Here is a 21,269-nt window from a genome sequence, read left to right as displayed (position 1 = left end):
GCCGTATAATCGCGGTTTTTCTCGAAGGCACCCTCTCCCGTGGGCAATAAACGCTACAGCTGCATCGGTCTGTACAACCCCAAATCCCCCGAAAACGTCGGCTCGGTGATGCGCGCCGCCGGCTGCTACGGCGTGGCCTCGGTGTTCTACACCGGCAAGCGCTATGAGCGGGCCCGGGACTTTATTACCGACACCAAGAAGGTCCACCACGACATTCCGCTGATCGGTATCGACGACCTGAAAAAGATCCTGCCCCTGGGCTGCATCCCCGTCGCCGTCGAGCTGGTGGAAGGCGCCCGCCCTCTCCCCGAATACACCCATCCGGACCGTGCGCTGTATATCTTCGGTCCGGAAGACGGCTCCCTCGACAAAGAGATTCGCGACTGGTGTGAAGACGTGATCTACATCCCGACCACCGGTTGCATGAACCTCGCCGCCACCGTCAACGTGGTGCTTTACGACCGTCTGGCCAAGGGCAACAACACCCGTTCGGGCCCCAAATACTGATTTTTTGGGAACATCCGCGGCCTGTGTGCAGTCAGCTGCATATCAATCAGCCCTTGTTGGAGACAGATCATGAGCGACAGCAAAACCCTGCGACCCGTTATCCGGTCCACCCCGTTCGAGCCCCAACCCACGCAAAACGTCCAGGGCTGGGAACGCATCGGCTCCCTGGCTGGCGGTGTGGTGATGATGGGCAAAGGCCTGCGCCGTGGCGGCTTTTTCGGTTTGATCCAGGTGGCGATTGGCGGCGTAGCGCTGGCACGCGGGATCAGCGGGCATAGCTCGGCGAAAGAGTTGCTGGAGCGCAGCCGCCAGGAAATGAACAGCGTGCGAACCAAGATCGAACGCGCCGGTGAGGAACTGAAAAACCTCAAGACCAAGGCTGAAGTGGCGGCTGAAAACGCCAGCAAAACTGTGGGTTAACCCCGATCAAAAGTGGGAGCGGGCTTGCTCGCGAAAGCGGAGTGTCAGTCACTGACTGTGTTTCTGATRCACCGCTTTCGCGAGCAAGCCCGCTCCCACCTTGGTTTCAGTGCAGCAGTTTGGTATCGAGTACTACCGACGACTCGCCAATAATGCTCTCCCCCAGCTGCACAAATTCCTTTGTGCTGATGCTGTTCAGGCGCATCACCGCCTGGGTCAAATCATCCAGCGAACGCTTGTTGTGGGTTTTCACACGAATCTCGCGGTCCAGCTCCTGCAACAACACCACCGCTCGTGAGACGGTCGCGCTATTGGCGTGCTCGACCCGCAGGGTGGTCACGTCCTTGCCTTCGTTGGCCAGCCGGGCCTGCAGGGCGGCATAACGATCGTCGCTGATCCCCCCTGCGCGGCGCATCAGCTCAATGGCGTAGTACTGCGCCAAGCCCTCGCTGATCCAATCGCTGCCCTGGTGGTCGTTGAAGCGGCCGATAGCCTGCACCACTTCACGGATCAACGGGCTGCTGCCGTTCTCGCTGACCAACGGCGTACGGCTGTTGAGGTAAATCGAGTCCCGCGCCGAATACGCACCGCGCCGCATCGGGTCACTGGCGCCCACCACCAGCAATTTCGCCGGGTGCCGTGGGAATGCCGCTTGCACTTGCGGCCAGACAAACGTCAGCAAGGTCAGCACATCCATGCGATGCATGCCTTGCCCTTTGGGCGACGCCACGGTGATTTCGGTTTCCCCCAGGCGCATCCTGCGACTGCCCAGCGTACCCGCGAGCATCCAGCCGGTGGGCCGGTCAAACAGGCGGGAAACGTTATCGATGCGGAATTTGTTCTTGCCGATGCGCGGCCAGGACGTCTCGACGCTTTTCCAGCCGACAGGCAGTTCAAACACCAGACGCGACACCAGTTCAATGCCGTCCTGTTGATCCAGACGTGCAGTGGGCACCAGATCCTCGCCGCGAAACAGCGCCCAACTCGGGGTCATCCGCGCTTCATAGACGCCTTTCTTGCGCGCGTGGGTGAGGCGTACACGGTAGGTCAGGCTGGCCTTGTCGGCACTCGGTTGCCACAGGCCGCGGCTGTCACCCGGGGTATTGCCCGGCAACACTTGCCACTGGCCATCGGCCTTGAAGTCGCTGTAGTCGCCGTCGCGGCCCAGGTCGAAGTTGAGGCTGCGCACCGCCGAGCCCTGGGACAGGCTCAGGCGCACTTCTGCCTGATCACTTTGGGGCAATAGCTTGACGTGATAGTCCAGGTCAACTTTCTTCGCCGCCCACGCCGGCGCACTCAATACCAACAACAGCAGGCTCGCCGCCAGCCTGGCTCCAACCGTCATACACACTCCTTCTCAGCCTGCACGAAAAATCAGGTAATCCTCCCAGTCATCCTCGGGCACGCTGCCTTCGCTGAGCATGCGCCCGGACTGGGAAATGCGTTCCTGGTGCACAGCGTCGCGATCGCCGCAGACCAGATGGTGCCACAGCGGCAAATCCTTGCGCTCGCTGACCAGCCGGTAACCGCAGGTGGGCGGCAGCCATTTGAACTGGTCGGCCTGGCCCGGAGTGAGCTGGATGCAATCGGGCACCGAGGCCCGACGGTTGGGGTAATCGGTGCACTGGCAGGTTTTCAGGTCCAGCAGTTTGCAGGCGATGCGCGTGTAGTAGACGCTGTTGTCGTCTTCATCCTCGAGCTTTTGCAGGCAGCACAGGCCGCAGCCGTCGCACAACGACTCCCACTCATCCTGGTCGAGTTGTTCGAGGGTTTTGCGGATCCAGAAAGGTTCGACTTTGGCGGCCATGGCTCTACATCAATATCGGTATGTTAAAAGGCCGCCAGTCTAGTGCCCATGGCCCCCGGGGCCAAGCGCTTACGACTGTCGGTAGAACAAGACTTGTCAGCCACCCGGCGGCGAAGTAATTTTGAACCCCGGTTTTTCATCAGGATCAGCCCAATGAGCAGCAACCCACGCGTCGCCGACTATCCGATCCACCCACAATTCACCGACCGCTGGTCGCCGCGCGCCTTCACCGGCGAAAGCATCCCGGTGGACACCCTGTTGAGCTTCTTCGAAGCCGCGCGCTGGTCACCTTCGGCCTACAACTCGCAGCCATGGCGTTTTCTCTATGCGCGCCGCGACACGCCGAACTGGGAACGTTTCCTGGGCCTGCTGAACGAATTCAACCGTGGCTGGGCGCAGCATGCCTCGGCCCTGGTGATCGTCGCGTCGAAGACGACCTTTGCCGTGCCTGGTGCCGCCGAAGAAACCCCGGCCCTGTGGCACACCTTTGACACCGGCTCGGCCTGGGGCCACCTGGCGCTGCAAGCCAGCCTCAGCGGCTGGCACACCCACGGCATGGCCGGTTTCGACCAGGAACTGACCCGCAAGGAACTGAAGATTCCTGAAGGTTACGCCCTGCACGCTGCGGTGGCGATTGGCAAGCTCGGCGACAAATCGACCCTGGCCGACTACCTGCAAGCCCGGGAAACCCCGAGCCCGCGTCGTCCATTGAACGAGCTGGTGTCCGAAGGCGACTTCAACCACCAGGACTGAACACGCTCTGGCAGTCGTTGACGGTCACGTCAAAACCCTGCTGCTGCGATCACAGCAGGGTACACCCGCCACAAGTGCAGCTACGCCTTGGCGATCAGCGCGTAATAGGCCCTGCGCAGCTCGTCTCGATCACGCTTGTACATACTGGCGAGAAACGGTGTCATGTCTTCAAGACCGTTTGCGTTCAAGTCCACTGGATAGATTTTATTATCCCTCGCTGAATACAGGAAATTACTTAACTGCAGATCGTTGTGGTAAAGATTTTTCTGTTCCATGCGCCGAAATGCGTCATCCAGTAAAAGCCTGGCCTCTGGGGGCAAACTTCCCCTTGCCAGGGTATTTACATCCACCCCGTCCAGCTTGCCCATTTTCAAATAACGGCGACCATTTTCAAATATCGTGGTTGCAAAGCCGTCACCGTAATAGCTGTTCAGGCACAGGGTCTCGTTATCGACAAAGTCGTCGGCAGAAGTCATGGATGAAGGGCCATAGTCCTTATAGACACTTTTCCCGTCGAGACTGTCGTAGATCGTCCCCTCACCGCCCCCGCCAATTTCCGGCCCCAGGTCTGATGCCACAGAAGGCGGGTTACCGCCGCGTGCCCCCAGGCGCTGCCATTGGTCCCCCTGAAGGTGCTGCACCAGCAGCGGCGTTTGCCGGTTGTTGTGATAAATCTGCGCCTGTACGGCACCGTCGGCGGTGCGAGTCACTTGCCGCACTTCGTAGACCGCAGTGTTGCCGGCAGTATCGGTATGGCGGATGTGGGACAAGTGACCGTCCGCCGCCACATAGATCCCCTGACTGTTGCGCGCAAGCCCGGCTATTTTCGATTCGGCCACGCTGTAGTCGCCAAGCAACCGGTTGTTCAGGGCGCTGCCCGGCTCGGCAGGCGTGGTGATGATCGCCCCATCCATCGCACTCGTTTTTGCGGTGAAGCCTTCAAGAGGGCTGCCGTAAGGCCGCATCCTGTCCACATCAAACGCATACCATCGACCGTTCTGGAGTACCGCGCCTCCATCAACGCTTTGCCCGGCGACCTTGAAGGTACCCGTCGCTGCTGCGTCATAGTGTTTACTGGCAGCCTTCAACAGGTCATAGCTGCCGCTCGCGCCCCTGAGCTTGTTGACCACCTCTGCACCCGTGGCGCGTACAAAGTTGGCGCCTTTGCCCAGCAATCGGGCACCGCCCGCGACCAGTTCGCTGAAGCCATCCAATGGGTTGAATGCTTGAATGGCAGCCACACCGATGACTTTTGCCACTTGAATGGCCTTGGCGGCGGCGCTCGCGACCTTGGCTCCCGCCTTCGTGACTTTCGCCGCCACACCCGCGCCCGCCGTGACAAAACCAAAGACATCCAGCGCCAGGTCACTGGCCCCTTCCAGGTGGTTGCCCCTGGAAAAATTCACGATGGCTGACCTGAGCGGAATCAGGTCAAGAAAAAAGTGGGTGACGTTCCACTCGGTTGCCATTTGTTTATCGAACGAGGTGACACCCCGGGCATAGGTTTTTATGTCATCACTGTCGAGATCAAGATGCTCAACAAAAGCATCGGCGATGTGCAGGGTTCGCGCACTGGAAAAACTGGGGGGCGGCGTTGACAAGCCGTCCTGGCTCTTTTGGCCAAGGGCAGCCTCGCTCACGGTCTTGGGCTTGAAGGGCTCCGTCTTGAACTCCTTGTTGGCCTGCCGCTCGCGTTTTGTTGTTAACTCCGAGGTCGGCACCGACTTGATTGCACCTGCGTTCAAATCAATTTCATAAACAGTGTTGCCATTCCTTCCGGTGGCCTTGACCCACAGTTTGTTTTCCGCGCCCTGTCGTTTTTTAGAGGTGAAGTCGAGGCCCAGTTCATAAGTGTTTTTCTGAAAAAACTCGAGCTTTGCAAACTCCAGGTTTTCCCGGTCGACCAAGGGCAGTGTTGCGACAAGGTGCCTGATGACGCGGCGAACCCCTTGCTGGCGAGAAGTGATTGCTTGTTCAAATTCTTCGTTGAAGATTTTGTTCACGCTGAAATCCAGGCTCTTGCCTTTGATTGCCTCGGCAATGCTCGAGTCCCTGGTTTCCCATGGGTATTGGCCAAGTCCGCTCATGGCGATGTCCAACAACGAGAAAAGCCCGCCGGGCGCCCGGTTCGGATCATAAAGTGGTTGGGCTGACGGTTGTTTCGAGTCAACGACCTTCAGTCGTTTCTCTTCAAAAGGTACGTGTTCGCCAAACCGCTCCTTCAAATGGGCCAACGCAATGTCTTTACGGCTTGGAATCTCGGCTTCCAACAAACCGGTAGCCGCAAGCGTCGACTTCAGTTGTGCGTTGAATGCCGTCCTTGCACGGTCTATCTCATCGTCGCTGTAACGATCACCTGGCTGGCATGTGACGATCCCGTTGACCACGGCCCAGTCCACCAATGCCGCCTTTTGTGCATGTTCGGCGGCGGCTCGATTCGTCAGGATCGCGTTTTCCGCGCTGGACATGACTTGGGCAAAGGTCATGTGCGCCACCTTTCCGGGGAACTGCGCCTCTATGGCCGCCGCTGCGACCGCGAGGCTTACCCAGGCAGGGCTGCCGTAGGTCACGCGGTCGGGGATGTCCTTGATCAAAAACTCGGGCGCCTTTCGTGCCAGTAACAAATAGGCGCCGGCCTTGGCCATCTCGGGACTGGTCTTGTGATTTTCGTGCAGGTAAGTGCTCAGGCGCTCGAGCACTGTCGAAGCCGGCTTGCCCCAGTGGGCCTGTTGCGCGAGGTCGAAACCTGCCACACGGTTTCGGTGCGGCGCCGTAATGGACTCGGGATCCAGCAGCAGGTGGATTGCGCTCAGTGCGTATTCGTTCACGCTGGTCTCGGAGGCGGCGCCCCCAAGCTGGTCTTGTATGGCTTGCCCCAGTGCCTGCCCGCGGGTGGAGCTGACGAGGGTTTCGAGTGCCTTGGCAGGATCAGCCAATGCCTCGCCCGACAACGGCTGGTTCGCGTTCAGATATTCCAGTACACCCACGCTTGCGCCGATGTGCGGTGCATTGGGGTTCTGGCTGCCATGGTCGGTAGCCGCCGCCAGTACCCTGCGTTGTTCAGCGGCGCTCATGGGAACAGGCCAGGACAACCCGCCGCCAAAATTGCCGAGCGGATGCTCCAGTGCCCTGTCACTCAACGCGTGGGCATGACCGGTAAGCTGAAAATGATTGGTGGGCAACCCCAAGCCGATACTTCTGAGAAAGGTCTCTACCGTCGCCGCTTTACCCGCCTGGGTCGGGTAGGACGAGTCGGGGTGTATTTGCATCGGTGTCGTTTGCAGCGCGGCCAGCACCGCTTGAGGGCTGGCATTCACGCCAAGACGGCTGGCGATTTCGTTGAGCTTCTGGCCGAGTGTCCGCAGATTCTCGCGTTCGCCCAACGCCGCGGTGAGACCGGATTGCCGGGGGACTGGGGCGAGGGCCTGCGTATTGCGATCGGCCGTAGCACCCAGAGCAGAGGGCAATAGAGGGAGCGCCGCCGGCTCGGTAGAAAGCAGGGAAAGTTGCGGAGTTACCCGTGGAGGGAGAGACACAGTGCCAGCATTCAACATGAGAATGTACCCATCTGGAGAGGGGTACGAGCCTCACATACGGCCTGCGAAACGAACATCTGATTAGTGTTTGCAGAAATTTGTAAGCGCCCGGCAACACGCGTTGCCGAGCCTTCGCGCTGTCAGTAACCGCGCTCGAAACTCACTTCGCCGCGCAACGTTTCCTGCGCCTGGTACGCGCGCAAATTCTCGACAAATAATTGCACCATCATCCCCGGCGAAGTCGGCGCCGAGCTGTGCCCGGTCAGCAGCAACCCCCAGGCGGTCCAGAACGGATGGCGCTGGGGCAATGGTTCCTGACGGCAAACGTCAATCACCGCGCCGGCCAGATGGCCTTCCTTCAACGCTTCCACCAGGTCTGCATCGACCACCGCCACGCCGCGCCCGACGTTGATGAACAACCCGGTCGGCTTGAATTGCTTGAACAGCGCCGCATTGTACAAATCGTGGGTGTTTGGTGTGTTAGGCAGCAGGTTGACCACGTAGTCCACCTCACCCACCAGGCGCGGCAACGCGTCGAGCCCGGCAACTTCGACAAACGGCGCCTGCTCACGGGCCTCACTGGCAATGCCGTACAGCTCAACGCCAAACGGCTGCAGGAATTGCGCAACGCTGCGGCCGATATCACCGGTACCGACGATCAGCACTTTGCGCCCCGCCAGGCTCTGGCCCATGCGGTTATCCCACTTGCGCTCGACCTGGCTGACCAGCCGCGCCAGCACTTCACGCTCATGGCCAAGCATGTAAGTCAGCACGTATTCGGCCATCACCTGGCCAAAAATGCCCACGGCGCGGGTCAGGCGGTAATCCCGCGGCAGGCCGTCGGCCAGCAGCGGCGTAATGCCGGCCCAGGTGGATTGCAGCCATTGTGGCTGGTGCCCCTGGCGCAGCAAGGTGGCCAGAAGATCCGGCTGGCCCAGCCACACCGGGCAATCGGCCGCCAGGCGCGACAATTCGGCGGAGTCGCCGCTGGTCATGACCTCAAGGTCCGGCGCCGCTTCGCGCAGCAGCCGGGCGTACAGCGGGTGATCGTGTTCAGCAATCAGAACGCGCATGGTTCAAACCTTTCAAAAACACTGCAGGCGGCCGCCGGTCCAGTTCACTGTACCGTGCGGCCGCCGCCAAAAATTGAATTCCATAGATGAATGTGCCCCGGACGGGGCACTGACCGATCACATCGGGTCATTGCGTCGCAGCAGCTCTTCGGGCAAGTGTTCGATGTACTCGTCCTCGGCCGGCGGCATTTGCAGGTGGTAACCCTGCTTTTCGAGGTTCTCCAGAACCACGGTGATGTCCTCGCGGGACAGCTTGCGCTCCGGGCTCAGCACCAGGTCGAAGGCGTGGTGCGGCTTGCCGAAGGCGGCCAGCAGACTTTCCGGCACGCGCTCCAGTGCATCGCTTTTCAGCACGTAGAGGTACATCTCGTTTCGTTTGAGGCTGCGATAGATGGAGCAAATACGTTTCAAGGCTGTTCTCCGGCAGTGGCCAGGCTGTCCAGCAGCGCCTGGCCCATCAGTTCGCGGCGCCAGCCACGCAGCGAATCTGGCAATTGGTAAGGCCCCTCGGGGTAGCCGCTCTTGACCAGGGCTTCAAGGGTTTTCTTGCGCAGCATCAGTTCCGGCGCCATGTCCAGGCGTTCGGCCTCGGCCTGGCCCAGGGCGCGCAGTTGCTTGATCAGCGTGGCGGCGTCCACCGGCAATGGCTCGGCAACCGCCGGTGGCCACTGGTCCATGGGCACGCTGCCGGCGCGCTTGATCAGGCCCAGCAGGAACTCGCCGTCCTGGCGCACGGTGCGCGGGTGCATGTCTTCGATCTTGCCCAGCGCGGCGAGGTTATCCGGCTGGGATTTGGCCAGGGGCCATAACGAGTGCTCACGGATGATCCGGTTGCGCGGCAGGTCACGGGCACGGGCTTGCTGTTCGCGCCAGGCGCACAGTTCGCGCAATACGGCGAGCTGGGCACGGGAGAGTTTCCAGGCGAGCTTGGCGTCGCGATAAACCTCGTACGGGTCGACTTCGCGGCGCAGGTTGGCCACCAGTTCGGCACCGTCTTCCAGGACCCAGGCGTATTTGTCGTCGGAAAGCTTCGGGCGCAGGCGTGTGTAGACTTCTGCCAGGTGCACCGCGTCTTCGGCGGCGTAGCTGATTTGCGTCTCGGACAATGGCCGCTGCAACCAGTCGGAGCGGGTCTCGCCCTTGGGCAACTCGATATCGAGGACGGCTTGCACCAACCGCGAATAGCCCATGGAGAAACCGAGGTTCAGGTAGGCCGCCGCCAGTTGCGTGTCGAACAACGGCACCGGCAGGCTGCCGGTCAGGCGCAGCAACACTTCCAGGTCTTCGCTGCACGCGTGTACCACCTTGATCACCGCCGGGTTCTCCAGCAAGGCGGCCAGGGGTTGCCAGTTGTCGATGGTCAGGGGGTCGATCAGGTAAGCGCGCACGCCATCACCGATCTGGATCAGCCCGGCAATGGGATAAAAAGTGTCGACCCGCATGAATTCGGTGTCGAGGGCGACGAATGGCAACTGCTGCCATTCGGCGCAGTGCTGGCCGAGGCTATCGTTGTCGCAGATCCAGTGAATATCGATGGCCACACGGCTCTCCCTTGAAGAATGGCGCGCAGTATATATCGCGAAAGGGAGTTGCGAGCATTCGCAGTACAGCATCCGCCATGAAAACCCTTATAGGAGCTGAAGAATAGTCCGACAGTCGGTACTTATCCTCTCTTACGCAGGACATACACCCGCCACATGGCTGAGCCGGGCATGAACTCCTGTTGACCGAGGACCTTGAAACCCGCCAGGCGAAACTCCGCCTCCACTTGCGCCCGGTGGCTGGCAACTGCCGCCGGGCCAGGCTGCAACGCCCGGTAGCCGCTGTCGCTGTTGACCGAAACAATTACCGTGTCGCGGCTTACCCGATGAAACTCACCGAGCAGGGCCAGGCGCCCTTCTGCCGTTGGCACATGGCGAAACAACTCCAGGCAAAAAATGCAGTCCACCGCGTTGGCCGAAAGGCCGATGGAAAATGCCGAGCCCTGGAAGGTCTTGATCCGCTTGAGCAAGCCCGGCGCGTGATGGGTACGGGCGTGGTCGAGCATGTCCTGGGAGTTGTCCGACGCCAGGATCACCCGGTTGCTGTGCTCGGCCAGCACCGGCCAAAAGCGCCCGGAGCCGCACGCCAGGTCGAGAATCAGCCCTGGCTCGCCGGCGATCTTCAGTGCACGGCGCACCAATTGCTCATCGCGCCACAACCCCAGGCGCCGCAACAGCCCCGGCGGACGCGTGTCGGCGCAGACCAGGGCATGCTGCTGGCCAGCGCGTTCGGCAAATTCAATCTCGATGGAAGACGGCGGTTGCGACGGCATCACACGACTCTGTTAATGGATCAGACATTCGCAGCTTAACCACCGTCTCGTGAAAAAAAGGTCGAAGGATTGTTCGCCGTTAATGCAGATCCAGTATCCAGCCCGCTGCCTGTCTGTTAACTGTCTGTGATCAGCGCCTTCATCTTCAGGCCTGGTGCAGATACCAGCGCCAATCCTGCTCGCCCACCTCGCCCATGAACTGACGGTATTCGGCCCGCTTGACCGCCAGGTATACGCCGAGGAATTCGCCGCCGAACGCCTCCCGCGCCCAAACCGAGCCTTCAAGCGCACGCAAGGTGGTCAGCCAATCGGTGGGCAGCAACTCCTTGGCCTGGGCATAACCGTTGCCTTCCACCGGCGCGCCGGGGTCGCGCTGTTCGCGGATGCCCCGGTGGATACCGGCCAGAATCGCGGCCGCCGCGAGGTACGGGTTGGCGTCGGCGCCGCAGATACGGTGTTCGATATGCCGGGAAAACGCCGGTCCGCCGGGCACCCGCAGTGTGACGGTGCGGTTGTCCACGCCCCAGGTCGCGGCCAGCGGCGCGTAGCTGTTGGTCTGGAAGCGTCGATAGGAGTTGGCGTTGGGGCAGAACATCAGCAACGAGTCGAGCAAGGTGCTGAGCATGCCGCCCACCGCGTGGCGCAACAGCGGCGTGCCGTCGGGTGCTTCGCTGGCAAACAGGTTATTGCCGTCGCGGTCCGCCAGGCTGACGTGCATGTGCATGCCGGTGCCGGCCAGATCGTCGAACGGCTTGGCCATGAAACACGCGGTCATCCCGTGCTTGTGGGCTACGCCCTTGACCAGGCGCTTGTAACACACCGCCTCGTCCATGGCTTGCAGGGCATCGCTGCGATGTTCCAGGGTGATTTCCACCTGGCCCGGGGCGTATTCGGAAATCGCCGTGCGCGCCGGGATGCCCTGGAGTTTGCAGGCGCTGTAGAGGTCGGCGAGGAACGGTTCGATCTGCTCCAGCTCCCGCAGGCCGTAGACCTGGGTCGAGCGCGGGCGCCCGCCGTCGACATCCCGCGCCGGTTGCGGGCGGCCGTTGCTGTCGGGTTTCTGGTCGAGCAAATAGAACTCCAGCTCCGCCGCCATCACCGGGTAATAGCCGTCGGCCTTGAGGTCGTCAATCACCCTGGCCAGCAGGTGCCGGGGATCGGCCACGGTAGCGGGCATGCCTTCGGTGGGGTGCATGCTGACTTGCACTGCTGCCGTCGGGATCAGGCGCCACGGCATGCGCTGCAAACTGCCGCTGACCGGGTAGGCACGGCAGTCGATATCACCGACTTCCCAGACCAGCCCTGAGTTCTCCACGTCGTCGCCATTGATGGTCAGGCCGAGGATGGTACTCGGCAGCGGCCGGCCACTTTCATAGACCGCCAGCAGTTCATCGCGGTGCAGCAGTTTGCCGCGAGGCACACCGTTGTTGTCGAGGATGAACAGCTCGAACATCTCGATATCCGGGTTCTGCTCAAGAAAGGACTGGGCTTCGTGCAGGGTGGCAAAGGGCGTGCTCATGGGCATTCTCATACGTTCGCGTCAGGCAGGCGCGCGGGCGCTGCCGGGCAGATGCGCGGGGCATCCATTCGGGCAAATCAACGTAGGAGAAAGGTGTCCGGTGGGCGCGCGTGGCGGCAGTGCCAGAGCGCCCAGAAGGCGAGTTCGGAAGGGAGGGCATCAGCGGTGACTCGACGACCATCCGGACGGCTGGACGCGGTGGCGCCTGGCGATGTCTCAGGGTGTGTGTCGGGGGAACCGTCCATGCGGGATTCACAGTAAAGAGATGCCGGGCAGCCTCACACGCGAGGTTAAGCCGTTAAATCCAGTCTTGATGGAGTTTGGTTGTGCCGTGGCTAAACATTTGCAAATAATGGCGGCCCTCCCCATGCCCAAGGACCCGACCGCATGAAAGCATTGCTGACCCTTTCCCTGCTGGCCGGCCTGTCTGCCCAGGCCCTGGCCGACAGCCCTGCGTCGCGCCTGGATGAAGTGCTCCAGCGCGGCGAAATGAGCGTCTGTACCACCGGCGACTACAAGCCCTACAGCTATTTACGCCCGGACGGCAGCTACGAAGGCATCGACATTTCGATGGCCCAGTCCCTGGCCAAGAGCCTTGGGGTGCAGGTGAAGTGGGTGCCGACCACCTGGAAAACCCTGATGCCGGACTTCCTGGCCCAGCGCTGTGATATTGCGGTGGGTGGTATTTCAGTGTCCCTGGAGCGGCAGAAAAAGGCGTTTTTCAGCCAGCCATTGGGCGTCGACGGCAAGATCCCGCTGGTGCGTTGCGCCGATGTGCAGCGCTATCAGACGGTGGAGCAGATCAACCAGCCGCAGGTACGCGTGATCGAGCCTGCGGGCGGCACCAATGAAGTATTTGCGCGGGCGCATTTGGGCAAGGCACAACTGACGCTGTTCCCGGATAACGTGACGATTTTCGAGGAACTGCTGGCGAACAAGGCGGACGTGATGATCACCGACGCCAGCGAGGCGCGGTATCAGCAGAAGCTCAAGCCGGGACTGTGCGCGGTGAATCCCGAGCGGTACATGCAGTACAGCGAAAAAGCGTTCCTGCTGCCCCGCGATGATGTCGCATGGAAGAGTTACGTGGACCAGTGGCTGCACTTGAGCACGGTGACCGGCGTGTATGACGGCATCATCAATCAGTGGCTGGCTGCGCCCTGACCAGCTCGACAAACGCCCTGCACGCCGCACTGCGATAGCCTCCCTTGCGGCTGAGCAACGCCGCCGTGCGTTGCGGCAACGGCGGGCTTAGCGGCACCGCCTGCAACCCCGGCTGCACCTGGGCAATCGCGCTGGGCAGGATGGTCGCCAACTGCGTATTTCGTACGATTTCGATAATCGCGCTGATGGAATTGGCCTCCATGGTGATCAGCGGTTTCACCGCCTGGCTGCGAAAATACTCATCGATATAGCGACGCGTGGCGAAGCCGGCATTCAGCAGCACCAACGGCTGCTGGAGCCACGACTGTCGATCAATGCCGGGATGACCAGCGCTCACCACTACGCTCAACGCCTCGACAAACACCCCTTCACACTCGATATCCGGCAAATGCTCGCCGGTAAAACCGATGCCGATATCCAGCAAATCCTCCGTCAGTGCCGCCTCCATGCGGTCCTGGGTCAGCTCCTCGACACTCACTGTAATCCCCGGATACAGCCCGTTAAATCGCGCCAGCAGCGGCCCGATCAGGTAGGCGGTAAATGTCGGCGTCATCGCCAGGCGCAAGCTGCCACGGCTCAGGTCCTGCACGTCATGCATGGCGCGGGTGCCGGCCTGCAGATCCTGCAAGGCCAGGCGCGCAAACCGCACATAGGCCTCGCCTGCATCGGTCAGGCTGACGCTTCTGCCGGAACGGTCCAGCAGTGGCGCACCGAGAGTGTCTTCCAGTTGCCGGATTTGCTGCGACAAGGTCGGCTGCGACACATGCAGCGCCTCCGCCGCCCGGGTGAAATTACGGTGCTCGGCAACGGCCAGCAGGTAGCGGATATGACGCAGCAACATGGAAGGCGCTCCAACTATAGGCATGACTTATAGAAACCATAATAAGCCGGTCTTGGACGCTATAACTGAAAACTTCCATCCTTGCCCCATCAGCGACGCAAGGAGAACCACCATGCAAGATCTCATCGACGGCTTCCGCAAGTTCCAGGGTGAAGCCTTCACCCAACGCAGCGACCTGTTCAAACACCTGGCTACCACGCAAAACCCCGGCACGTTGTTCGTGTCTTGTTCCGACAGCCGCGTAGTCCCGGAACTGCTGACCCAGCAGGAACCCGGTGACCTGTTTGTGATCCGTAACGCCGGCAACATCGTCCCGTCCTACGGGCCGGAGCCTGGCGGCGTGTCGGCCACCGTCGAATACGCAGTGGCCGTTCTCGGCGTCAGCGACATCGTGATCTGCGGCCACTCCGACTGCGGTGCCATGACCGCGATCTCCACCTGCAAATGCCTCGACCACTTACCCGCCGTGGCCAACTGGCTGCGCCACGCCGAGTCGGCCAAGGTGATCAACGCCGCCCGCACTCACGCATCGGATGCCGACCGGCTGAACTCGCTGGTACGGGAAAACGTGGTCGCCCAACTGGCCAACCTCAAGACCCACCCTTCCGTGGCCCTGGCCCTGGAACAAGGCCGGCTGAGCCTGCACGGCTGGGTCTACGACATCGAAAGCGGCGCCATCGACGCCCTGGATGGCCGCAGCGGGCGCTTCGTGTCGCTGCTCGACCACCCGGCCACCCGTGCCTACGCCGCCTGAACCTTATTCAAACCCAAGAGGACATCACCATGCTGCAATCCCAATTCGCCCAATCCCCACGCCTGGCCCTGGCCGACACCGTCATCGACATCAAGGCGCGCAAGAACCTGTCATGGCAGGACCTCACCGACGGCACCGGCCTGAGCCTGGCGTTCGTTACCGCCGCCCTGCTCGGCCAGCATCCGCTGCCCAAGGACGCTGCCGATGTGGTCTGCGACAAGCTTGGCCTCGACCAGGACGCCAGCCGCCTGCTGCAAACCGTGCCCCTGCGCGGCAGCTTTCCGGGCGGCGTGCCGACGGACCCAACCATGTACCGTTTCTATGAAATGCTGCAGGTCTACGGTTCGACCCTCAAGGCCCTGGTGCACGAACAATTTGGCGACGGCATCATCAGCGCGATCAACTTCAAGCTGGACATCAAGAAGGTCGAAGACCCGGACGGCGGCTCCCGCGCGGTGATCACCCTGGATGGCAAATACCTGCCGACCAAACCGTTCTGATTTGCCGGCAAACCGTCTACGCTCTTGGCACACCAACAAGATCGAGGGACGGGTAATGAAGGCAATGCTCCGAGCCACCTGGCTGCTGCTGTTATGTGTTGGCCAGGTGCACGCCGCCACCGCTGAGGAGGCGGATGCCCAAGCCGCCAAGGCCTTGCTGGAAAAGGCCTTGGCGTATTACCAGACGAATGGTGACAAGGCTTTTGCGGCGTTCAGCCGCCAGGGTGAATTCGTCGATCAGGACCGTTACGTGTTCGTGGTCAACACCAAGGGCGTGCTGCTGGCGAGTGGCGGGCCCTCTTCTGCGTTGATCGGGCGCGATGTTTCCGAGGTACTGGGGCCGGATTTGAACAAGTCGTTCAAGGAGGCGTTGACGGTGCCGGAAGGCAGTGGCATCCAGCAGGCCGATTACCGGTGGCAGAACTGGAATGACGGCAAGGTGGAACGCAAACATGTGTATTACCAGCGCGTCGGGCAGCGGATTTTGGCCGTTGGCTACTACCTGCCGCGGGCGACGCCGGAACATGCCAGAGCGCTGCGAAACAAAGCCGTCAAGGCGCTGGAGAAAGACCCGGCCGGGACGCTCAAGGCGATCAACGCCATGCAGGGTGGTTTTCTACAGGACGATTTGTATGTGTTTGTGGTTGACCTCGACACCCAGCGCTACGTGGCCCATGGCACGACTCCGCGGTTGGTGAATACGGATTTCAGCAAGATCAAGGATCCCGACGGGAAGCCGGTGGGTGAGCCGATCCTGGCGGTCATGGCCGAGCAGGATCAGGGGGAATACAAGTACCGCTGGAAAAATCCGGTGACCGGAAAGGTTGAGAACAAGCATGCGTATTTGCGCAAAACCGGACATTTCATGGTGGCTGTGGGGTATTACAGCCCGTGAAGGTCACCTATTTAAATGCTGGAACGCAATCGAATGTGGGAGCGGGCTTGCTCGCGAATGCGGTGTATCAGCCAACCTATTTATCARCTGACAGACCGCATTCGCGAGCAAGCCCGCTCCCACATTTAATCTTCATTGGTCCAACTATTTGGCCTTGTCTTCCCGCCCCCGCAACACCCGATTAGGCATGGCAATCGCCGCCGCCAACCCCAACAACGACACCCCGGCACTGACCATCAGCAAATGCCTGAAGGTAATCAACAACTCCCCCCGCAAGGCATCCTGCGCCGGCCCAGGCGCCGCATTCAAGCCATCCAGCAGCACATTCCCCGAACTCCCTTCCGCGACCAGCGCCCCACTGGCCAGGTGCGCAAAACTGGAGTCCTGCAACAACGCCAGCAACAGCGCCGACATGCATGCCACCCCAACCGCACCGCCCAGGGAACGGAACAGGTTGGTGGTGCTGGTCGCCACCCCGATATCCCGCTGCTCCACCGAGTTCTGCGTACCCACCAGGGAAGTCGGAAACTGCATCCCGGCGGCAATCCCGCACAGCAACATAAACAGACTGGTGACCGCCACCGCCTGAGGCGCACTCAACGCCATGCCGAAAATCGCGATCGGGCTCAGGAAGGCGCCAATCAGGATCATCGGTTTATAACGCCCGGTCACCGAGGTCATGCGCCCGGCAAAATACGCCCCCATCGGCAAACCCATCGCCAGCGGCAGCAAATGCAAGGCGGCACTGTCGGCACCGGAACCGGTGACGGTCTGGTAGCGCAGCGGCATCAGCACCGTCAGGGAAATCGCCTGGAAACTGGTAAAGAAAATCGTGCACCAGCACAACACCGCGCTGCGGTTGGCAAACAGGTGCATCGGCAACAAGGGCTCCCGCGCCCGACGCTCGTGCCACACAAACACCGTCAACGCCACCACGGCACAGACCAACAGCCCCAGCACTTCATCGTCGCGCAAATGATGGCCCTGGCCGATTTCGGTGATACCCAGCAACAGCGCCGTCAAACCGACGATCATCAGCACAGTGCCGAGGTAGTCGATCACCGGCTTGCGTTGCGGCACCGGCAGCCCCACCAGCGTGCGATGGGCCACCCACCAGGCGCCCGCGCCCAGCGGCAGGTTGATCAGGAACACCCAGCGCCACGACAGGTACTCGGTCATGTAGCCGCCCAACACCGGGCCGGCCACGCTCGCCACCGCGTACATGCTGCTGAAGTAACCCTGGTAGCGCCCGCGCTCACGGGGCGGAATAATGTCGCCGATAATCGCCTGGCTGACCGAAATCATCCCGCCAGCACCGATGCCCTGGAGGATCCGCGCCAGCACCAACTGCTCCATGCTCTGGGCCATGCCGCAGAACAGCGAAGCAAGGGTGAACAGGCCCATGCCGATCAGCATCATCGGCCGGCGCCCGTACAGGTCGCCGAGCTTGCCGTAGATCGGCACCGCCACGGTCATCGCCACCATGTAGCCGGAGATCACCCAGGCCAGCAGGTTGACGTCATGGAACTGCGCGGAAATGGCCGGCATGGAAACGGCGACGATGGTCTGGTCCAAAGCCCCGAGAAAGATCGCCATCATCAAGGCGACAAGGACACTGCGCACGGCGGGTGTGGCGGGCTGATTGAGGTTGGTCACGGCAGAACCTGCGAGCAAGGGCCCGCGGGAAAAGAAGGCCCACGGGAATGCTCGTCAGTGTACTAGATAGCTGACTATTCGATAGCCTCGTAAGGAAGTCCGACGTAATTTTCTGCAATGGTTTTACGCCCCGCCTCTGAGTCCACGAAATACTCCAATTCGCTCTGTGCAATGCGCTGGCTGAAGCCGTCCGCCTCAGGGAATTGGTGCAACATCGAGGTCATCCACCAGGAAAACCGTTCGGCCTTCCAGATCCGCCGCAGGCAAATCTGCGAGTACTTCTCCAGCAATTCCACTCGGCCCTCGCGATACACCTTGAGCAGGATATTGAACAAGGTACTGACATCGCTGGCCGCCAGGTTCAAACCCTTGGCGCCGGTGGGCGGCACAATGTGGGCGGCGTCGCCGAGCAGGAACAGGCGGCCGTACTGCATCGGCTCCACCACAAAACTGCGCAGCGGCGCGATGCTCTTTTCGATGGACGGGCCGGTCACCAGTTGCTCGGTGAGTGAGTTGGGCAAACGGGTTTTCAGTTCATCCCAGAAGCGCTCATCGGACCAGTCGTCCACCGACTCATCGGCCGGCACCTGCAGGTAATAACGGCTGCGGGTCGGTGAACGCATGCTGCACAGGGCAAAGCCACGTTCGTGTTTGGCGTACACCATTTCATCGTGGATCGGCGGGGTGTCGGCGAGGATGCCCAGCCAGCCAAACGGATAGACCCGTTCAAAGACTTTCAATGCCTCGGTGGGAATCGACTGACGCGCCACACCGTGAAAACCATCGCAGCCAGCGATGTAGTCGCAGTCCAGCCGGTAATGCTCGCCTTTATGTTCGAAGCTCAGCCACGGCTCCGGGCTTTTCAGATCATGGGGCTGCACGTTGCCGGCTTCATACAACGTTGTCGCGCCGCTGGCCTGGCGCGCGGCCATCAGGTCGCGGGTGACTTCGGTTTGCCCGTAGATCATCACCGTCTTGCCGCCGGTCAGCGTCTTGAGGTCGATATGGGTCAGTTGCCCATTCAGCGCCAGCTCAAAGCCCTCATGCACCAGGCCTTCGGCATCCATCCGCGCACTCACGCCGGCCTGGCGCAGCAGGTCGACCATGCCTTGTTCCAGCACCCCGGCACGTATGCGCCCTTGCACGTAATCCGGCGTCTGGCGCTCAAGAATCAGGGTTTCGATCCCGGCGTTGTGCAACAGTTGACCGAGCAGCAGCCCCGAGGGACCGGCGCCGATGATGGCGACTTGGGTTTTCAGCGTTTTCATTATTTTTATGGCCCGCAAGCTTCATCCGAACGTATCCGGTGAAAGAGTTGTCATTGAAGGTGTTGCTGGCATTTTTCACTTGAGTGCCCGGCATAAGAAGGTGAAAACTGAGCCCAAAGCTGCGCTTTTCGCCAATTGGGGCGATTACCGCACAACTCTCCCGAAGTATCGGATGAAGCCATGACCAAAACTGCCAGTGCCGCGATTCCAGTGTTCAAACTCTACGGTGAGAGCCAGCAATGGCCGACCCCGGATTTGTTGCACTGTGAAACCATCTCCCGGCGCAGCCGTGAGTACCAGTGGGAAATCCAGCCCCACCGGCATGCGGACCTGTGCCAGTTGCTTTACGTGCACAAAGGCCAGGCACAACTGGAAATCGAGGGGCAGCGCAGCACCCTGAATGAATCGACGCTGCAGGTGCTGCCGCCGTTATGCGTGCATGGCTTTCGCTTTTCCGAAGACGTCGAGGGGTTTGTGGTCACGCTGGCCGCGCCGCTGATGGCGCACCTGCAGGGGCAGCTGGGGGCTGCGCTGGATGGCCTGAACGCCTTGGGCAGCTACCCTGCCGGTAACGACAGTGACTACCTCAACAGCCTGTTTGCGCGCCTGCAGGAGGAGTACGCCAGCGACCAACCGGCGCGAGACATGATGATGCACGCCCTGGTCAGCGTGCTGCTGGTGTGGATCAGCCGCCAGGCCATCCAGCGCCGGCATCCACGGGCACCGCGGGGCCGCGAATACTTCCGCCGGTTCACCCAGCTGGTAGAGCAACATTATCGCGAGCACCCAAAAATCGAAGACCTGGCCCACAAGCTCGGGATCTCGGTCTCACACCTGAACGGTACGTGTCGGGAGTTGGGCGGGCAGCCTGCGTTGCAGATCATGCACGACCGCCAGTTGCTGGAAGCCAAGCGCCTGCTGACCTACACCAGCATGACCATCAATGAAATGTCGGAGGTGTTGGGCTTTTCCGACCCGACCAACTTCTCACGGCTGTTTCGCCGACGCGTCGGGTTCTCCCCGAAGGCGTTTCGGGAGCAGTTGAAAGCCGACCAGGACGCTAGCGAAGCGAACTGAAGGCAGCCATGTGGCCAACGCATTGACCGTGATTGCAGCTGGAGGCGAACCCCGGCTGCATGCGGGTCTGTTCGACGCGGTAGGCGGCAGTGCCATAGAGCGCGGTGGCGGCGGCGCACAGGGTGAAAATCATCAGGTACTTTCTTGTTTTGATCGACATGATGCTGACCTCTGATCCGATCAAGAAGGTGCTTTGATAAGCATAGTTCAGATGGGGCATGTCGCCATTATCGGGCGACATTCAACCTGTTTATGTCGGCTTAGAGACCGACGTCCCACACCGGCTCTTCCGGAAACCTCAATACCAGGAAATCCAGCAGGCTGCGAAGCGCCGCCGGCATATGCTTGCGCGAGGCGTACACCGCGTAGATGTTCATCTGCTGCGGCTCGGCCTCGGGCAACAAGCGGATCAACTCGCCACTGCGGATGTAGTCGCCCGCCTGATAACTCGGCAACCGCGACACCCCGGCCCCCGCCAGCGTCACCCGCAATAAGGTGCTCGCCTCATTCGCACTGATATTGCCCTGCACCGGCACCGATACCGGTTCGCCGTTTTCCACGAAGTGCCACAGGCTTTTGCCGAAGTAGGAGTGGGTCAGGCAATTGTGCCGGGCCAGGTCCTGTACCTGCCGCGGTTGCGGATGCTCCAGCAGGTAAGCGGGCGATGCGCAGATCACCGAACGGCACAGCGTGAGGCGGCGGGCGATCAGGTTGGGGTCCAGTTCGAAGCTGGTACGGATCGCCAGGTCGATGCGCTCATCCACCAGGTTCACCGTGCGATCAAGCATCTGCATATCGATGTTGACCAGCGGGTAGCGCTTGACGTATTCGGCCATGGCATCGGCCAGTTGCGCCTGGCCGAACGAGGTGCTGACACTCAGGCGCAGCAGGCCGCGAGGCGCTTCGTCGGGTTCGCTGACGGCGGCCTGCATGTCGCTGCACAACTCCAGCATCTGTCGGCAACGGGGCAGGGTTTCGCTGCCGGCGGCGGTCAGGCTGAGCTTGCGGGTGGTGCGGTGCATCAGGCGCGCGCCGACCCAGTCTTCCAGCTCCGCCAGGTAGCGCGACACCACCGGGCGCGACAGGTCCAGATGGTCGGCTGCCGCCGACTGGCTGCCCAAGTCCACCACCGCGACAAACACCCGCATTGCTTGAAGACGATCCATGATTTGCCCGCTTTTAGAA

21 protein-coding genes are annotated in these 21,269 nt (G+C 61.2%); 8 read left to right on the top strand and 13 right to left on the bottom strand.

Going from position 1 to position 21,269, the window contains the following annotated elements:
- Nucleotides 1-39: 39 nt before the first annotated feature.
- Both JV201_RS06950 and JV201_RS06945 read left to right on the top strand, forming a co-directional pair.
- Nucleotides 40-507, top strand: a complete 468-nt coding sequence (locus tag JV201_RS06950) for an RNA methyltransferase (protein WP_003210674.1) — start codon at nt 40-42, stop codon at nt 505-507.
- Between the two features lie 69 nt (nt 508-576).
- The gene (locus JV201_RS06945) at nt 577-927 is read left to right on the top strand and encodes a DUF2892 domain-containing protein (protein ID WP_003210673.1); all 351 of its coding nucleotides are present in this window, start codon (nt 577-579) and stop codon (nt 925-927) included.
- A gap of 106 nt (nt 928-1,033) precedes the next feature.
- On the opposite strand, the gene JV201_RS06940 is transcribed toward JV201_RS06945, so the two are convergent.
- Together JV201_RS06940 and JV201_RS06935 are read right to left on the bottom strand one after the other, a co-directional pair.
- Nucleotides 1,034-2,272: a hypothetical protein gene (locus tag JV201_RS06940; protein WP_219406675.1), complete on the bottom strand. Its 1,239-nt coding sequence runs from the start codon at nt 2,270-2,272 to the stop codon at nt 1,034-1,036.
- 12 nt (nt 2,273-2,284) lie between these two features.
- Nucleotides 2,285-2,734 (bottom strand): YcgN family cysteine cluster protein, encoded by a 450-nt coding sequence (locus JV201_RS06935; RefSeq protein WP_003210671.1) that lies wholly within the window; start codon nt 2,732-2,734, stop codon nt 2,285-2,287.
- A gap of 153 nt (nt 2,735-2,887) precedes the next feature.
- Here JV201_RS06935 and JV201_RS06930 point away from each other — a divergent pair, with 153 nt between their 5' ends.
- Nucleotides 2,888-3,487 carry a nitroreductase family protein gene (locus tag JV201_RS06930; RefSeq protein ID WP_003210670.1) on the top strand — a complete coding sequence of 200 codons (600 nt, stop codon included), beginning with the start codon at nt 2,888-2,890 and terminating at the stop codon, nt 3,485-3,487.
- Nucleotides 3,488-3,567: 80 nt separating this feature from the next.
- On the opposite strand, the gene JV201_RS06925 is transcribed toward JV201_RS06930, so the two are convergent.
- From JV201_RS06925 to JV201_RS06900, 6 genes are all read right to left on the bottom strand, one after another.
- Complete coding sequence (locus tag JV201_RS06925; protein ID WP_219406674.1) at nt 3,568-7,041, bottom strand: hypothetical protein; 3,474 nt, start codon at nt 7,039-7,041, stop codon at nt 3,568-3,570.
- A gap of 122 nt (nt 7,042-7,163) precedes the next feature.
- Nucleotides 7,164-8,096, bottom strand: a complete 933-nt coding sequence (locus JV201_RS06920; RefSeq protein ID WP_003210668.1) for a D-2-hydroxyacid dehydrogenase — start codon at nt 8,094-8,096, stop codon at nt 7,164-7,166.
- A 117-nt stretch (nt 8,097-8,213) separates the two neighbouring features.
- Complete coding sequence (locus JV201_RS06915; protein ID WP_003210667.1) at nt 8,214-8,507, bottom strand: YcgL domain-containing protein; 294 nt, start codon at nt 8,505-8,507, stop codon at nt 8,214-8,216.
- Nucleotides 8,504-9,637, bottom strand: a complete 1,134-nt coding sequence (gene rnd, locus JV201_RS06910) for a ribonuclease D (protein WP_003210666.1) — start codon at nt 9,635-9,637, stop codon at nt 8,504-8,506. The genes JV201_RS06915 and rnd overlap by 4 nt, the downstream gene beginning before the upstream one ends.
- 122 nt (nt 9,638-9,759) lie before the next feature.
- The gene (locus tag JV201_RS06905) at nt 9,760-10,410 is read right to left on the bottom strand and encodes a class I SAM-dependent methyltransferase (RefSeq protein ID WP_003210665.1); all 651 of its coding nucleotides are present in this window, start codon (nt 10,408-10,410) and stop codon (nt 9,760-9,762) included.
- A 145-nt stretch (nt 10,411-10,555) separates the two neighbouring features.
- On the bottom strand, nt 10,556-11,929 hold the full coding sequence (locus JV201_RS06900; protein WP_219406673.1) for a glutamine synthetase family protein: 1,374 nt from the start codon (nt 11,927-11,929) through the stop codon (nt 10,556-10,558).
- Between the two features lie 387 nt (nt 11,930-12,316).
- Between JV201_RS06900 and JV201_RS06895 the strand changes: the two genes are divergently transcribed.
- On the top strand, nt 12,317-13,093 hold the full coding sequence (locus JV201_RS06895) for a transporter substrate-binding domain-containing protein (protein WP_008437921.1): 777 nt from the start codon (nt 12,317-12,319) through the stop codon (nt 13,091-13,093).
- Here the strand turns inward: JV201_RS06895 and cynR are convergent.
- Nucleotides 13,068-13,934 (bottom strand): transcriptional regulator CynR, encoded by an 867-nt coding sequence (cynR, locus tag JV201_RS06890; protein WP_003210662.1) that lies wholly within the window; start codon nt 13,932-13,934, stop codon nt 13,068-13,070. The two genes, JV201_RS06895 and cynR, sit on opposite strands and share 26 nt — an antisense overlap.
- 112 nt (nt 13,935-14,046) lie before the next feature.
- Between cynR and JV201_RS06885 the strand changes: the two genes are divergently transcribed.
- The 3 genes from JV201_RS06885 to JV201_RS06875 are packed head-to-tail and all read left to right on the top strand — an operon-like array spanning nt 14,047 to nt 16,083.
- Nucleotides 14,047-14,688 carry a carbonic anhydrase gene (locus JV201_RS06885; RefSeq protein ID WP_087692575.1) on the top strand — a complete coding sequence of 214 codons (642 nt, stop codon included), beginning with the start codon at nt 14,047-14,049 and terminating at the stop codon, nt 14,686-14,688.
- Between the two features lie 29 nt (nt 14,689-14,717).
- Entirely contained in the window at nt 14,718-15,188 is a 471-nt protein-coding gene (cynS, locus tag JV201_RS06880) for a cyanase (RefSeq protein ID WP_003210659.1), read from the top strand.
- Nucleotides 15,189-15,243: 55 nt separating this feature from the next.
- Nucleotides 15,244-16,083: a cache domain-containing protein gene (locus JV201_RS06875; RefSeq protein ID WP_219406672.1), complete on the top strand. Its 840-nt coding sequence runs from the start codon at nt 15,244-15,246 to the stop codon at nt 16,081-16,083.
- A 144-nt stretch (nt 16,084-16,227) separates the two neighbouring features.
- Here the strand turns inward: JV201_RS06875 and JV201_RS06870 are convergent, their stop codons facing one another.
- Both JV201_RS06870 and pobA read right to left on the bottom strand, forming a co-directional pair.
- The gene (locus JV201_RS06870; protein ID WP_219406671.1) at nt 16,228-17,739 is read right to left on the bottom strand and encodes an MDR family MFS transporter; all 1,512 of its coding nucleotides are present in this window, start codon (nt 17,737-17,739) and stop codon (nt 16,228-16,230) included.
- Between the two features lie 74 nt (nt 17,740-17,813).
- Complete coding sequence (gene pobA / locus JV201_RS06865; RefSeq protein ID WP_219407143.1) at nt 17,814-18,998, bottom strand: 4-hydroxybenzoate 3-monooxygenase; 1,185 nt, start codon at nt 18,996-18,998, stop codon at nt 17,814-17,816.
- A gap of 189 nt (nt 18,999-19,187) precedes the next feature.
- Between pobA and JV201_RS06860 the strand changes: the two genes are divergently transcribed.
- Nucleotides 19,188-20,084, top strand: coding sequence for a helix-turn-helix domain-containing protein (locus tag JV201_RS06860; protein WP_003210655.1), 897 nt, complete (start codon nt 19,188-19,190; stop codon nt 20,082-20,084).
- Here the strand turns inward: JV201_RS06860 and JV201_RS06855 are convergent.
- Nucleotides 20,068-20,325 carry a hypothetical protein gene (locus tag JV201_RS06855; protein ID WP_219407236.1) on the bottom strand — a complete coding sequence of 86 codons (258 nt, stop codon included), beginning with the start codon at nt 20,323-20,325 and terminating at the stop codon, nt 20,068-20,070. The two genes, JV201_RS06860 and JV201_RS06855, sit on opposite strands and share 17 nt — an antisense overlap.
- 19 nt (nt 20,326-20,344) lie before the next feature.
- Nucleotides 20,345-21,250: a LysR family transcriptional regulator gene (locus JV201_RS06850; RefSeq protein WP_219406670.1), complete on the bottom strand. Its 906-nt coding sequence runs from the start codon at nt 21,248-21,250 to the stop codon at nt 20,345-20,347.
- Nucleotides 21,251-21,269 lie beyond the last annotated feature (19 nt).

The organism is Pseudomonas sp. Colony2, assembly GCF_019382755.1.
GTDB lineage: Bacteria > Pseudomonadota > Gammaproteobacteria > Pseudomonadales > Pseudomonadaceae > Aquipseudomonas.
Note: the sequence above shows the minus strand (reverse complement) of the source record. Positions and strands in the feature narration are given on the sequence as shown.

Excerpts from the sequence above, each read along its gene's own strand:
- cynR (WP_003210662.1), bottom strand. The coding sequence starts at position 13,934 with ATGTTGCTGCGTCATATCCGCTACCTGCTGGCCGTTGCCGAGCACCGT.
- JV201_RS06930 (WP_003210670.1), top strand. The coding sequence starts at position 2,888 with ATGAGCAGCAACCCACGCGTCGCCGACTATCCGATCCACCCACAATTC.
- JV201_RS06855 (WP_219407236.1), bottom strand. The coding sequence starts at position 20,325 with ATGTCGCCCGATAATGGCGACATGCCCCATCTGAACTATGCTTATCAA.
- JV201_RS06895 (WP_008437921.1), top strand. The coding sequence starts at position 12,317 with ATGAAAGCATTGCTGACCCTTTCCCTGCTGGCCGGCCTGTCTGCCCAG.
- JV201_RS06860 (WP_003210655.1), top strand. The coding sequence starts at position 19,188 with ATGACCAAAACTGCCAGTGCCGCGATTCCAGTGTTCAAACTCTACGGT.
- JV201_RS06925 (WP_219406674.1), bottom strand. The coding sequence starts at position 7,041 with ATGTTGAATGCTGGCACTGTGTCTCTCCCTCCACGGGTAACTCCGCAA.
- JV201_RS06905 (WP_003210665.1), bottom strand. The coding sequence starts at position 10,410 with ATGCCGTCGCAACCGCCGTCTTCCATCGAGATTGAATTTGCCGAACGC.
- JV201_RS06940 (WP_219406675.1), bottom strand. The coding sequence starts at position 2,272 with ATGACGGTTGGAGCCAGGCTGGCGGCGAGCCTGCTGTTGTTGGTATTG.
- JV201_RS06900 (WP_219406673.1), bottom strand. The coding sequence starts at position 11,929 with ATGAGCACGCCCTTTGCCACCCTGCACGAAGCCCAGTCCTTTCTTGAG.
- JV201_RS06850 (WP_219406670.1), bottom strand. The coding sequence starts at position 21,250 with ATGGATCGTCTTCAAGCAATGCGGGTGTTTGTCGCGGTGGTGGACTTG.
- JV201_RS06920 (WP_003210668.1), bottom strand. The coding sequence starts at position 8,096 with ATGCGCGTTCTGATTGCTGAACACGATCACCCGCTGTACGCCCGGCTG.
- JV201_RS06875 (WP_219406672.1), top strand. The coding sequence starts at position 15,244 with ATGAAGGCAATGCTCCGAGCCACCTGGCTGCTGCTGTTATGTGTTGGC.
- JV201_RS06945 (WP_003210673.1), top strand. The coding sequence starts at position 577 with ATGAGCGACAGCAAAACCCTGCGACCCGTTATCCGGTCCACCCCGTTC.
- cynS (WP_003210659.1), top strand. The coding sequence starts at position 14,718 with ATGCTGCAATCCCAATTCGCCCAATCCCCACGCCTGGCCCTGGCCGAC.
- JV201_RS06885 (WP_087692575.1), top strand. The coding sequence starts at position 14,047 with ATGCAAGATCTCATCGACGGCTTCCGCAAGTTCCAGGGTGAAGCCTTC.
- JV201_RS06935 (WP_003210671.1), bottom strand. The coding sequence starts at position 2,734 with ATGGCCGCCAAAGTCGAACCTTTCTGGATCCGCAAAACCCTCGAACAA.